The organism is Amycolatopsis rhizosphaerae, from assembly GCF_007713715.1.
In the GTDB taxonomy this organism is placed as follows: domain Bacteria; phylum Actinomycetota; class Actinomycetes; order Mycobacteriales; family Pseudonocardiaceae; genus Amycolatopsis_E; species Amycolatopsis_E rhizosphaerae.
Genome location: NZ_VJWX01000205.1, coordinates 1 through 12,116 on the forward strand (window position 1 = coordinate 1; position 12,116 = coordinate 12,116).

The window sequence follows — 12,116 nt, forward strand, 5'->3', positions numbered from 1 at the left end:
TCTCCACCCCATCCCCGGTTCACCGACCACCGCGCCACCCGCCGGAAACCCGATCAACCCGCCGTCAAGCCACACCCCCATTGTCTTCGATCTCTTTTTCAGTAGTATCAAGCCAAGGGAACGCCGGGGGAAGGAACAGCGGGGAGCCAACTCGCCGATTCCCCTCGTGGCCGGGTTCGCACGTGATCCATCAAGACCGGCGCACCCGGCCGAGCGAGCTGCGACAGCACAGCACACGGCGGGCGGATCGGCGCCGACGCGGCCGCCAGGACAGCACCTCCCGTGGTCACCAACATCCACAACAGACCTTCCCGCAGGAGCGCTATCCATGAACCAGCCGACCACATCGGGCACCGCCGCGCAGGAGGCCACTGCCGAACGGGCGTTCCCCCGACGTCCGTGGCGGATCGCGCTGTTCGCGGCCTTGGGCGGCTTCCTGCTGACCGCGGTCTGGTCGGCGCCGTTCGCCGACCACGTGATCGGCGAGTCGGTCGCGAACGGACTTCTCGACCATGACGCGAAGGAGACGCCGATCGCCGGGATCACGGCCGGTGTCGCGTTCGCCTTCGTGACCGGGCTTGCCGGCACCTTCACCGCCTGCAACATCGCGGTCTTCAGCGCGATGGCACCACTCGCCGGCGGAGCGGGCCGCCGCCATCGACTGGGCGCGGTGCTGCGGCAGTTGCCGTGGCTCGGCCTTGGCATGGCCGCGACGTCAGGCGCCTACGGCGTGATCGTCGGACTTGTCGGCACCGGCATGCCGCAGTTCGACGAGGCTTCACCGGCGCCGGGCACGCTGGGCGGCCGTCTCGCGCAGTCGGCCATGGTGTTCGGCGCGATCGGGCTGGTGATGGTGTATCTCGGGCTTGCGGCGGTCGGAATCGTGCGCGACTTGTTCGACCGGCGCCCCTACGCGCGTCTGGTGTTCCTCGGGGCCCTGGTCGGTGCGTTCCTCGTCGGCCGACCGTTCCCCCTGTTCCGCGCGCTCTTCCGGGGTGTCGCCGAATCACGTGATCCGCTCTACGGCGCGGCAGTGTTCGTGCTGCAGTCGCTCGGCAACGTCGTCGTGATGGCCGTGCTGCTCCTACTGACCGGCATTCTGGCCGGCGACCGGGTGGGTCACTGGCTCACCGCGCGGCCGAGCCGCCTCGCCACGCTCACCGGCGCGGGGCTGGTGACGGCCGGCGTGTTCATGGTCCTGTACTGGGACGTCCGGCTACTCGCGATGCGCGGCATCATTCCCTGGTATCCGCTGGCCCCCTGGGTTTGACCCGCCGCCCGGCCCGCACTTGGTACGGGCAGAAGGTTGCGGCACCCCTTGCCACTTCGGTTCAATTCCTTGTACCTTTTTGTCCCGTGACAACCACCATAACGCCCCAGCAGTGGCTGGCCGTGCGGGAGTCGTTGCGCCTGACCGGTGACCGCTTCGCGAACCTGGTGTCCTCGGTCGGCGAGCCCGAGCGGCCGGCGGTCGGGGCGTGGTCGGTCGCCGAGACGGCAGCGCACGTGTCCGCCGTTTCCTCGCTCTACACCACAATGCTGCCCGTCTCGGTGCGACCCCATCCGATCCCGGGTATCGAGGGCCGGATCCGCGACGCCGCGCTCGACGAGGTCGCCGTGGTCAACGAGTTCGCGCTGGCACACCTGACCGAGCGCGATCCGGTCGGACTGGGCGATCAACTCCGCGGAACGATAGGGCAACTGCTGGCGATGAGCCACGATCTCGACCCACTGCGTCCCGTGGGCTGGCTCGGCAACGCCCAGTTGCCGGTGGCGAGTTGGTACGCCCATCTCTTGAATGAACTGCATCTCCATGGACGCGACATCGCCCGGGCAGTCGGCGCACGATGGGGCACACCACAGCGCGACGCCGCCATGGCGTTCGAGATGTTCCTGGTCACCTTGCTGCGCGGCGACACCGGGCGCCTTCTGGTTCACGAATCGATGGCCCGCTCGAGGATCGCGATCCGCTTCCGGTCCCGGTACACCACACCTGTCGTCCTGGCCATACAGGACAACCGGGTCGCCGTCGACCCCCCGGAGGGAACATACGATGTCACGCTGATGTTCCGGCCCGCCGCACTGATGCAGGTCCTGTTCAGGCGGCTCGGCAGAACCCGCGCGGCGCTCACCGGCCAGGTTGCCGCGTGGGGCCGTAAACCCTGGCAGGTTTCCGCCTTCCTACGGGCGGTTCGATTCCCTTGACGTCCACGTCGAGAACCTGGTCACCGGCGGGTTGTCTGCTCACTCCACCTCGACGTACCCGTGCTCGACGACCCGCTTCGCCCGTTCGGCAAACGACGCGGGAGAGGCGGGCATCTGGGTCGCCAGACCATCGACATAGCGGTTGAACATGCAGAACGCGGCCGCGATCAGTACGGTGTCGTGAATCTCGGTCTCACTTGCGCCGGCGGCCTTCGCCGCCGCTACGCTGACCGCGTCGACCTTCCGGCCATCGTCCCGGGTCAGTAGCGCGATCTTCAGCAACGCCTTGAGTTTGCCGGAAATCGGCGCCTTCTCATAATCGCGAGTGGCCTGCTCCACCGTGGACATACCGCCCTCGATCTGCGCGGCCGCGAAAGCCTCGTGTGCGGACGCGCAGAAGACACAATCGTTGCCGCGGGACACCACCGCGGCGATCAACTCCCGCTCACCCCTTGTCAGGGTGCTCGGCCCGCGGAGCAGGATCTCAGCCAGCTCGGACAACGGCCTGGCTGTCTCCGGCCGGTAGTCGAAGAGCCCCACGATGCCGGGCAGAGCGGGATTTACCGTGATGTGCGGCACCGAACCTCCCAGGTTGCGTTGTTCGTTCGGGTGAAACCCCATCCTAGCCGCCGACCTCGTTTTTCGATATAGCTCTTTGAATCGATGTGGACCAACGGCCCGGACGGCCGCTGAGCACCCCCGGCCGCCGCGGTAGCCTTGGACACCCAGCGGTCCGTCCGAGGCGTCTTCTACTCGTCGCCCTTGAAGAAGAGCGGCGCCTCCGCCCCTCCCTGGACATTGCCGACGGCGATGAAGCAGCCGGGTTCGAGTTTGATCTGCGCGCAGTCGACCGCGCCGACCAGGTCGCCGTTCTCGTTGTACGCCTCGAACATGCGACGCACGCTCAGTCGAGTCAAGGCCGCACCCGCGTCGTCGAGGTCCACCGACTCGGTTCGGTGGAAGTCGCAACCGGAGACGCCCGGCGCCACCTGTGCGCACTGCTGCACGAACACCGCCGCGTGGGGTTCGAAGCCGGAGATGGCGACGGTCACGTCGGCGACCTCGGGCAGGTCTTCGGAGGGCATCACGACGACGTGCGGCGCGACGTTTTTTGGCTGGGCGATCGCCGTCGGCGTGACCCCGATCGTCAGGCCGAGGGCCGCCGCAGCGGCGAGCACGGTTTTCACCCGCGTGGACCTGAGTTGCGTCTTCACGACTTCCTCCAACTCGAAGGTAGGTATCTGCTTTTTTATTAAGTTGTGCCTAACGTGACTACTCCATTGAGAGCAGTTTGGCAACTTCACGGACAACGCTTGCCGCACCACGTTCCGGGGTCCCGCCGCTCCACGATCGGGTGAGGGCGCGCCAGGCCATGGTTACTCCAGCGATCTGGGTCCACATCGGACACCCAAGGTCATCCAGGACCGGCGTTGCCGAGGCTCGAGTGAACCCCTTCGGCCCAACCTTCAGGTACGCGGGCCCGCTAGTATCGCTTGTGGATTTTGTACCCCAGCACGGAGAGATGGCCATGCGACTGCCTCGGACACGGTCCCCGCGCCGGCCAGCATCGGCGGCGCCGGTCGTCGTCGCCGGACCGGCCGCCTCCCGACGGGTGGCGCACCGTGAAGCTTGACGCCTTCGTCGCCGCGCTGCCGAAGGTCGAGTTGCACGTACACCTGCTCGGCTCGGCCGATCTCGCCACGGTCGCCGACCTCGCTCTCCTGCACCGGGACCGTGGCGTGCCCACGGATCGCGACGAGCTCGCCGCGTTCTACGAGTTCACCGACTTCGCGCATTTCATCGACGTCTACACGGCGGTGAACCGCCTGGTCACCACCGGAGAGAGCGTCGAACGCCTCGTCACCGGGCTGGCCGATTCCCTGGTGGCGAACAACGTCCGCTACGCCGAGGTCACCGTCACTCCCCTCTCCCATCTGAAGGCCGGCATCGACCCCGCCGAACTGGCCGAGGCGCTGGAATCCGGCCGGCTCGCCGCCCGCAGGCTCGGCGTCGAGATCGCCTGGGTCTTCGACGTCTCGGGTGACGAAGGCCCGGCCGGTGCGATGTCCACAATCGACTGGGTTCTTCGACACCAGCCAACCGGCACGGTCGCCTTCGGACTCGGCGGCCCCGAGGCCGGCATTCCTCGCGCCTCGTTCCGGGACGCCTTCGCCGCAGCCCGCACCGCTGGTCTGCGAAGTGTCCCGCACGCCGGCGAGACCACCGGCTCCGACGAGGTCTTGTCGGCGCTCACCGAACTCGGTGCCGACCGCATCGGCCACGGCATCGCCAGCGCGGACGACCCCCGCCTGCTCGCTCGCCTCGCCGAGCGCGGCGTCCCGCTGGAAGTGTGCCCGACGTCCAACCTGCGCACCAACGCCGTCCGTTCCTGGGCGGAACACCCGCTCCCGAGACTGCTCGCCGCGGGTGTCCCGGTCACCCTCGGCACCGACGACCCCGGCATGTTCGGCACCACCTTGAACCGGGAATACCTGCTTTGCGCCACGCATCTCGGCCTGACCGCCACCGGCCTCGCCGCGCTCGCCCGCGCCGGAATCGATGCGGCCTTCTGCCCACCGGCGACCCGGCATGCCCTGCACGCCGAGTTGGACGCCGTCCTCGGCACGGTGCCCGACGCCCGCCGCGTCACGATGCCGTCCCGGTCAGAGTGATTGCCCGGATGACCCGGTTTCGCTCATGACGAACATTCCCCTGAACTCGTCGAGGAACGACGGGGGAAACCGGAACACCTTCTGATCCGGATATCTCCGCGGTTCGCCCCGCTTCAGGTGCGGCCCGAAGTAGTACCAGCTGATCTGAGCGACCTGTTCGGTGAACAACACCGGGTGGATTTCCGGCGTGTACATGCCCATGTGGCAGAAGGCCGCCCGGAACTCGCCACGCGCCGAAAAGTCGTTGCCGAACATCACGTGACCGAAAACGTCGTGCACCGCACGGAACACGTCGTTGTACCGGAACTCGACCCCGCGGACGCTGATCCCGGTTGTTGCCAGCATGGGGTGGTATCCGGTCCTTCCGGCACCATGCCCCGAATCAGTGAGGTAAACGTACAGAATGCCCGTCGAGAGCACCGCGGCCCGCAGGGCGCCCGAGTCCCGATACGGCTGCCCCGGCCGAACCCACGGTTCGACGGTGATTCCGGCATCCCGGATCACGTCGTACTGCCGGCGCGTCTCGCACTTGAACCGGTGGTACAACCGGCTGAGCCGGGAGTCGTAGGCCAAATGAGGGGCGCGGTCGAACGAGCACGCGACCCCACGACAGTAGTCCGGGTTCCAGCGCATCCTCGCCCTTCCACGTCGGCTCAGTGACTCCCCCCGCCGCGCCCGGTCGGGGAACAAGCGTGCGACGTAGGCGTCGGCCGCGTCCATCAGCCGTCCCTGCAAACCCCCCTGACCCATCGCCGCTCCCCATCGTACGCACAACCGGTGGGACACCCGTCAAAATAGGTATCAGATTTTCTAGTTAATGACAACCGGCGTGCGCGACAGACACCGAGATCCGCAAGCGGGCACAGAAAGCCCGCCGACCTGGGCTTTCGCCCAGGTCAGCGAGTTACTTGGACCGCCGGTGATCGACGAGAGCACCGATCAGCCGTTGCGATCAGTCGTCCTCCGCGATCTTGGACGGGTGCGTCGCCAGTGGGGTGACGGTGATGTCCAGGTACGGGAACAACGGCAGACCGGACAGGAGCCGGTGCAGCTCCTCGTTGTCCGCCGTGTCCAGGATCGAGAAGTTGGCGTACTCGCCCGCGATCCGCCACAGCTGCGGCCATTTGCCGTTGCGCTGCAACTGCTGGCTGTAGGCCTTCTCGCGCGCGATGAGGTCGTCTCGGGTCGCCGGGTCGAGATCCGGCGGCAGATGTACGTCCATCCTGACGTGGAACAGCATGGCAGCCCTCCTGAAGGGACGGGCCGGTTCAGAGCCGGACAGGGTCGAGGACGAAGTCGTAGACCACCGTCTCGCCGCGGCCGTCGGCGGCGGGTTCCGGGTCCAGCATCAGCTCGGGCTTGACGGCAGAGGCGATGTCGTCGTCGTTGTGGGCGTCGCCCGGGAAGTACAGCTGCGCGGTGAGCTGCTCGTGACCGGGGGCGGACACCTTGACGTGCAGGTGCGCGGGGCGCCATGAGTGCCACCCGGCGGCGGCGATCAGCCGCCCGCACGCCCCGTCGGTCGGGATCTGGTACGGCGCCGGGCGGACAGTGCCGATGCCGAACTCGCCGTTGCCGTCGGCGGTGAAGGTGCCGCGCAGGTTCCACTCCGGGATGCCGGGCGCGAACTGCGAGTAGTAGCCGTCGTCGTCGGCGTGCCAGAGCTCGATCTTGGCACCGGGCAGCGGAGTCCCGTCGGTCGAGCGCACCTGCCCGGTCCAGGTGAGCGGGGCCCCCTTTTCGTCCGGGCGTGTCGGCAGGGTGCCGTGCGAGCCGCGCTCGGGCGCGTCCGGCACGTAGTAGGGGCCTTCGATGGTGCCCTTGTTGCCCTGCCGGTGTTCGGTGGCGACGTCCTCGACGACGTGCTCGACCCAGACGTCGAGGAACAGCGGCCACTCACCGGTCTCGCCGACGTCGATCAGCCACGCCTTGAGCGCGTTGTACTCCGCGTAGGTGACCCTGTGGCGGCGGATGGTGTCGTGCACCGCCGAGAGCACCTCGCGGGCGAGCAGATCGACCCGCTCGGGCGGAGTTCCGGCACCGCCACCGGACTTGTCGCTCTTGAAGCGTTCGGTGGCTCCGGCTCCCGAGGCGGCCGCGGTGGGCGTGTCGTGCTGGACAGTCATGAATCCTCCTTGATTCGTGGGTGTTCAACGGTCCCGGCGGTACCGCTCGAGCTTGTCGGGGTCGATCTCGGCACCGAGCCCGGCGCCGGGGCGGATGGTGAGCTCACCGTCGGTGATGCACAGCGGTTCGGCGAGCAGGTCGTCGCTCATGTCGAGGAAGTTCGACAGTTCTCCGGGCCTGCGTGAGGTGAGTTGTGCGGATGCTCCGAACGCGACAGTGCACAGTGAACCGAGCTGGCCGTCGATCTGGTTGCCCATCACGACTTCCAGACCGAGTCCCTCAGCGAGGTGCTGGGTGCGCTGGGAGCGGGTGAAGCCGGTGCGGGCGGTCTTGATGCTGATCGCCGTGGCGGAGCCGCCGAGGACCTCCCGGGTGACGTCGGCGGGCGTGACGGCCGACTCGTCGGCGATGAACGGCACGTCGAGCCGGGACACCAGCCAGCGCCGCGCCAGCACGTCGTCGGCGGGGCACAGCTCCTCGGCGAACAGGAGGCCGAGATCGGCCATCTCGCGCATCGCGCGGGCGGACTCGGCGGCGGTCCAGCCGCGGTTGCCGTCCACGTACAGGTCGACGGCGTCCCCGAGGCCGTCGCGCAGGGCGCGCACCACCGCGGTGTCCAGCGACACCGGACGACGACCGACCTTCACCTTGAACGTGGTGATGCCATAGGTGTCGCGCATCCGCTCCGCCTCGGCCACCATCGCGGCCGGTTCGTCGAAACCGAGCATGTGCGACACGCGCATGCGGTCGGTGTAGCCGCCGAGGAGCTGGGTCACCGGGACGCCCAGCGTTCGTCCCAGCGCGTCCCACACGGCCATGTCGATCGCCGACTTGGCGGCCGGGTTGCCGACCGTGCGGGCCAGACGCGCGTGGGCGGTTTCCCGCTCCAGCAGGCTCAGGCCCACGATCTGTGGCGCGAAGATCGTGTCCACGACCGCGACGATCCCGGCCTGCGTCTCGCCGTAGGTGAAGGGGCGGGGCGGCGCCTCCGCGACCCCGACGACTCCGTCGTCGGTACTCACCCGGACGAGCACGTGCTCGGCCGTGTGCACCTCACCGGAGGCGAACCGCAGGGGCTTGCGGTACGGGATGGCGAACGGGATCGCCTCCACCCGGGTGATCTTCATGCGATGACCTCACCTTGTCGTCGGCATCGGAGACCGGGCCACGCCGGCCCCGCTCCCGCCCTTCCCGTCAGTACAGTTCGATCTTCAGCCGGGCCGACCTGGCACGGGAGACGCACAGGGCCATCTGGTCCCCGGCCGCCTTGTCCGCGGCCGACAGGCAGCTGTCGCGGTGCTCCGGCACCCCCTCCAGCACGCCGGAAACGCACGAACCGCAGATTCCCTCCTCGCAGGACTTGAACACCTCGATGCCGTTGTCGTTCAGCACGGCGAGGATGGACTTGCCCGCCGGTACCTCGAACACCTCGCCGGTGTCCAGCTCGACCGTGAACGGCTGGTCGCCGCTGGTGTCGATCTCCGCGGCGACGAAGTGCTCGACGTGCACGTGCCCGTCCCCGACGACCGGCGAGAACACGGCACCGACCTGGTCCATGAACCCTTCGGGACCGCAGGTGTACACATGCGCTTCCGGCGGCAGGGCGGCGGCCACCTCCTTGAGCAGCATGGGCTGCTCGGCGCGCGGCACACCGAAATGCAGCCGCACCCGGTCAGGGAAGCCCGCCTCGCGTTCGAGCAGGCCGGCGAACGCGGCCTGCTCGCGATTCCGCGCGAAGTAGTGCAGTTCGAAGTCGTCTCCGCGCCGATGCAGCTCGTAGGCCAGGCTCAGCAACGGGGTCACACCGACGCCGCCCGCCACGAGGACATGGCGGACGGTGCCGTCGGCGATCCGCAGCAGGTTCCGCGGCTCGCCGATTTCCAGGGTGTCGCCCACCTTGACGGTGTGCAGCGCCTCGGAGCCACCGCGCGAACCGGGTTCCTTCTTCACCGCGATGAGCAGCGAAGAAGGATCGTCAGGTGGCGAGCACAGCGAATACTGTCGTAGCAAGCCGGTCGGGCCGACCACATCGATGTGCGCGCCGGCTTCGTACGGTCCCCACGGAGCGCCGTCCTCGCGGACCAGGCGCAGGCCGCGGATCCCGATGGCCTCCTCGGTGACCTCCGCGACGCGCACCAGCGTGTTCGTCATCGTCCCTCCCTCCGGTGTTCAGCGCAGGTACAGGCCGCCGTTGGCGTCCCAGCAGGCTCCGGTGACCGAGGCGGCGTCCGGCGAGGCGAGCAGGGCGACCATGCGCGCGACGAACGCCGGATCGCCGAGCCTGCCGACGGGGATGTTCTTCAGGAAGCCTTCGAGGTTCTCCTCGCCGACGATCGCACGCACCATCGGGCTGTCCTGCGGTCCGGGCGAGACCGCGTTCACGGTGACCCCGTGGGGCGCGAGCTCGCGGGCGAACACCTTGGTGGCGGACAGGATCGCGCCCTTGGAGGACGCGTAGTGTCCACCGGTCGCGGTGCCACCGTTCTGGCCCGCCAGCGAAGCCAGGTTCACGATCCGGCCGTAGCCCTGTTCGGCGAAGTGCGCGCCGAAGAGCTGGCAGGCGAGGAAGGTGCCCCCGAAGTTGACCTTCATGACGGCTTCGAGCTCGTCGGCGGTGATCTCCAGCAGCTTCTGCGCCTGGGTGCGTGCGGCGTTGTTGACCAGCACGTGCACCGAGCCGAAATCGGTCAGCACCGCGGAGAGCAGCCCCGCCAGCGCCGCGCGGTCGGCGACGTCGACCGTGTAGCCCCTGGCGGTCGCGAGCGACCCGTCGAGTTCCTCGGCGAGTTCGGCGGCCGCGGAGCCGTCGACGTCGGCGATCGCGACGCGGTAGCCGTCGCCGTGCAGGCGGCGCACGATGGCCTCGCCGAGCCCGCGCCCGCCGCCGGTGACCACCGCGGTCTGCGCCCCGGTCACAGCAGGAACCCCGCGGCGGGTACGGCTTCCTGACTGTCGACCAGCCGCACGACCTTCTCCGCGATCCGGTCGGACTTCGGGCCTTCGGCCGACAACCGGATCCGGTGCCGCAGGTCGGCCGCCCAGATGTCGTGCCGTCCGCGTTTGAACGCGATCAGGATCTGCGCCGAGCGGAGCACGACCTCCTCGTCGGTCACCGACTCCGGCACGAACCGCGACACCGTGCGGACGGTCCGGGCCGCGTCGACGGCGGCGATGGCGTAGCCCTCGACCATCCGGGTCACACGCATGTCCCGCATCCGGGCGTCGTCGTAGATCATGTTGAGCGTTCCGGCGAAGTCCTCGGTTTCGGGGTCGATCGGGACGACGTAGAATCCGTCGGCCGGGTAGAGCTCCTTCCACGCGACGTAGTCCTTGCGGTCGAGCAGCTCGGCCTCGCGCCAGACCAGCTCGATCGCGCGCACCACGCGGGGGTCGGCGACCGAGATGTCGGAAGTGGTGTCAGCGGTGCTGGTCATTGCTCATCATCTGCTTCCACTGGTCGTACGCGGCGCGCATGCCGGTCTCGTCGGTCACGTGGGAGGTCGGCCAGCCGTGCTCGTCGGCCTGTTCGCGGGCGAGCCCGCGGTTGACCAGGATCGGCATCTCCGGTGCCGCCTGGGCACCGCGCTGCACCCGGTCCCAGCCCTCGGCGTCGTCCGGCGTGCCGAACCCGAACGGGCCCTGGAAGTGTTCGTGGATGCGCAGCCGCTCCCGGTTGACGACGTCGAGCGCGGGCGGGCCGTCCGGGCCGATCGCGATGTGCTCGATCAGCGTCTCGTCCACCGAAATGGGCCGCAGCACGCGGAAGAACGCCGAGGACATCGACACGTTCGGGAACAGGTTCAGGTTGAAGCCGGTGCCGTGCATGGCTCGGACCAGCTTGCGCACCTGGGCCTCGTCGAGTGTCTTGGACAGTTCGGCCACGACGTGGCCGAACCGGCCCTGCAGCGGCTCGGCGCCGTCGTCGGCGTCGAGGTCGGAGTGCGCGGGCACCATCTGCATGACGCTGTGGCCGTTGCCCAGCGCGTGCGTGATGGCGGCCGGGTCGGTCATGAACGACATCATGTCCGCGGTTTCGGCGTCCACCGAGGCCATCCACGACCGGTGCACGATCGGGAAGTGGTAGCCGTCGGTGGTGTTCTCCAGCTGGATCTTCCAGTTGCCGCGGAACCGGAACTGGTGCCTGCCCAGCACCTTGATCGGGTAACCGCCGCCTTGCTTCATGAAGCGGTCCAGCCACAGCTTGGCATCGCCGAGGAAATCCGTCAGCGGCTCGATGTGGTCGTCGAACGTCGCGAAGACCATGCCCCCGTAGGACTCCGTGCGCAGCCTGCGCAACGACAGGTCCTTCTTGTCCAGCACGCCCTCATACCCCTCCGGGTAGGGGATGCCGCGGAGCGTGCCGTCCAGGCCGTAGGACCACGCGTGGTACGGGCAGGTGAACCCGTTGGCCTGGCCCTGCGGCTTCTCGCACACGCTGGCACCGCGGTGACGGCAGCGGTTGAGCAGCGTGTGCAGGTTGCCCTTGCGGTCACGCGAGACGACGACGGGCTGGCGGCCCACCTGGGTGGACTTGAACGTGCCCGGCTTGGGGAGCTCGCTCTCGTGCGCCACCCAGACCCAGGTGCGCTCGAAGATCTTCGTCATCTCCTGTTCGAAGATCTCGGGGTCGGTGTAGACGCGGCCGGCCACGCGGCCGGTGAGCACGAGGTCCGCGGGCGCGTCGGCGAAGATGTTCTCGGTCATCGGTGTTCTCCGTCCGGGATCAGTCGGGCAGCTCGACGTCTTCACGCACGGTCAGCGCGCGGCCGATGCGGGCTTCGACCTTGGCGAAGCGCCACAACTTCGCGCCGCCGTCGCCGACCGGGGTGGTGCGGAACAGGTTGCACGCATCCTTGACGGTCTCCTGGGTGTCCACGTCGGCGAGGATGTAGGCGGTCCACGGCCAGCCGTCGGAGGGCCCGACCAGATGCGAGTCGTCGTCGATGTCGCCGATGAAGTCCACACCCGGCAGCGCCTTGATACCGTCCATCATGGACACGAACGCCTGCCACACGTGGCCGGGAGTGATGCCGTCGGCAGGCAGGTCGAAGAAGTTCTGGTTGATGCCGATGCAGAACAGCACGCGCAGGGGCTGTGCGCTCAATCTCGGTC

14 protein-coding genes are annotated in these 12,116 nt (G+C 68.4%); 3 read left to right on the forward strand and 11 right to left on the reverse strand.

Features of this window, described 5'->3' with window-relative positions; all coding sequences use genetic code 11:
* The first annotated feature begins 328 nt into the window (after window positions 1-328).
* Complete coding sequence (locus FNH05_RS20185; RefSeq protein ID WP_246127848.1) at window positions 329-1,270, forward strand: hypothetical protein; 942 nt, start codon at window positions 329-331, stop codon at window positions 1,268-1,270.
* A 134-nt stretch (window positions 1,271-1,404) separates the two neighbouring features.
* Window positions 1,405-2,205, forward strand: a complete 801-nt coding sequence (locus FNH05_RS20190; protein WP_246127849.1) for a DinB family protein — start codon at window positions 1,405-1,407, stop codon at window positions 2,203-2,205.
* 39 nt (window positions 2,206-2,244) lie between these two features.
* Here the strand turns inward: FNH05_RS20190 and FNH05_RS20195 are convergent, their stop codons facing one another.
* The gene (locus FNH05_RS20195) at window positions 2,245-2,784 is read right to left on the reverse strand and encodes a carboxymuconolactone decarboxylase family protein (RefSeq protein ID WP_144590268.1); all 540 of its coding nucleotides are present in this window, start codon (window positions 2,782-2,784) and stop codon (window positions 2,245-2,247) included.
* 170 nt (window positions 2,785-2,954) lie between these two features.
* A complete protein-coding gene (locus FNH05_RS20200; RefSeq protein ID WP_144590269.1) occupies window positions 2,955-3,431 on the reverse strand; it encodes an enediyne antibiotic chromoprotein in 477 nt (158 codons plus the stop codon).
* A gap of 396 nt (window positions 3,432-3,827) precedes the next feature.
* On the opposite strand from FNH05_RS20200, the gene add reads away from it, so the two are divergent.
* Window positions 3,828-4,877 (forward strand): adenosine deaminase, encoded by a 1,050-nt coding sequence (gene add, locus FNH05_RS20205; protein WP_144590270.1) that lies wholly within the window; start codon window positions 3,828-3,830, stop codon window positions 4,875-4,877.
* Here the strand turns inward: add and FNH05_RS20210 are convergent.
* The 9 genes from FNH05_RS20210 to FNH05_RS20250 form a co-directional block, all read right to left on the reverse strand.
* Complete coding sequence (locus FNH05_RS20210) at window positions 4,869-5,627, reverse strand: crotonobetainyl-CoA--carnitine CoA-transferase (protein WP_144590271.1); 759 nt, start codon at window positions 5,625-5,627, stop codon at window positions 4,869-4,871. The two genes, add and FNH05_RS20210, sit on opposite strands and share 9 nt — an antisense overlap.
* Window positions 5,628-5,829: 202 nt before the next feature.
* Window positions 5,830-6,117, reverse strand: a complete 288-nt coding sequence (gene catC / locus FNH05_RS20215; RefSeq protein ID WP_144590272.1) for a muconolactone Delta-isomerase — start codon at window positions 6,115-6,117, stop codon at window positions 5,830-5,832.
* A 28-nt stretch (window positions 6,118-6,145) separates the two neighbouring features.
* The gene (gene catA, locus FNH05_RS20220; RefSeq protein ID WP_144590273.1) at window positions 6,146-7,003 is read right to left on the reverse strand and encodes a catechol 1,2-dioxygenase; all 858 of its coding nucleotides are present in this window, start codon (window positions 7,001-7,003) and stop codon (window positions 6,146-6,148) included.
* A 24-nt stretch (window positions 7,004-7,027) separates the two neighbouring features.
* Complete coding sequence (locus tag FNH05_RS20225; RefSeq protein WP_144590274.1) at window positions 7,028-8,131, reverse strand: mandelate racemase/muconate lactonizing enzyme family protein; 1,104 nt, start codon at window positions 8,129-8,131, stop codon at window positions 7,028-7,030.
* Window positions 8,132-8,198: 67 nt separating this feature from the next.
* Complete coding sequence (locus FNH05_RS20230; protein WP_144590275.1) at window positions 8,199-9,155, reverse strand: PDR/VanB family oxidoreductase; 957 nt, start codon at window positions 9,153-9,155, stop codon at window positions 8,199-8,201.
* Between the two features lie 18 nt (window positions 9,156-9,173).
* Window positions 9,174-9,920: an SDR family NAD(P)-dependent oxidoreductase gene (locus FNH05_RS20235; protein ID WP_144590276.1), complete on the reverse strand. Its 747-nt coding sequence runs from the start codon at window positions 9,918-9,920 to the stop codon at window positions 9,174-9,176.
* Complete coding sequence (locus tag FNH05_RS20240; RefSeq protein WP_144590277.1) at window positions 9,917-10,438, reverse strand: aromatic-ring-hydroxylating dioxygenase subunit beta; 522 nt, start codon at window positions 10,436-10,438, stop codon at window positions 9,917-9,919. The genes FNH05_RS20235 and FNH05_RS20240 overlap by 4 nt, the downstream gene beginning before the upstream one ends.
* A complete protein-coding gene (locus tag FNH05_RS20245; RefSeq protein WP_144590278.1) occupies window positions 10,422-11,708 on the reverse strand; it encodes an aromatic ring-hydroxylating oxygenase subunit alpha in 1,287 nt (428 codons plus the stop codon). Before FNH05_RS20245 ends, FNH05_RS20240 begins: the two co-directional genes overlap by 17 nt.
* 19 nt (window positions 11,709-11,727) lie before the next feature.
* A partial coding sequence (locus FNH05_RS20250; RefSeq protein WP_246127850.1) for a hypothetical protein occupies window positions 11,728-12,116 on the reverse strand: 389 nt, incomplete at its 5' end.

Coding starts and splice junctions, on each gene's coding strand:
- FNH05_RS20185 (WP_246127848.1), top strand. CDS start 329: ATGAACCAGCCGACCACATCGGGCACCGCCGCGCAGGAGGCCACTGCC.
- FNH05_RS20210 (WP_144590271.1), bottom strand. CDS start 5,627: ATGGGTCAGGGGGGTTTGCAGGGACGGCTGATGGACGCGGCCGACGCC.
- catA (WP_144590273.1), bottom strand. CDS start 7,003: ATGACTGTCCAGCACGACACGCCCACCGCGGCCGCCTCGGGAGCCGGA.
- FNH05_RS20230 (WP_144590275.1), bottom strand. CDS start 9,155: ATGACGAACACGCTGGTGCGCGTCGCGGAGGTCACCGAGGAGGCCATC.
- FNH05_RS20240 (WP_144590277.1), bottom strand. CDS start 10,438: ATGACCAGCACCGCTGACACCACTTCCGACATCTCGGTCGCCGACCCC.
- FNH05_RS20245 (WP_144590278.1), bottom strand. CDS start 11,708: ATGACCGAGAACATCTTCGCCGACGCGCCCGCGGACCTCGTGCTCACC.
- catC (WP_144590272.1), bottom strand. CDS start 6,117: ATGCTGTTCCACGTCAGGATGGACGTACATCTGCCGCCGGATCTCGAC.
- FNH05_RS20225 (WP_144590274.1), bottom strand. CDS start 8,131: ATGAAGATCACCCGGGTGGAGGCGATCCCGTTCGCCATCCCGTACCGC.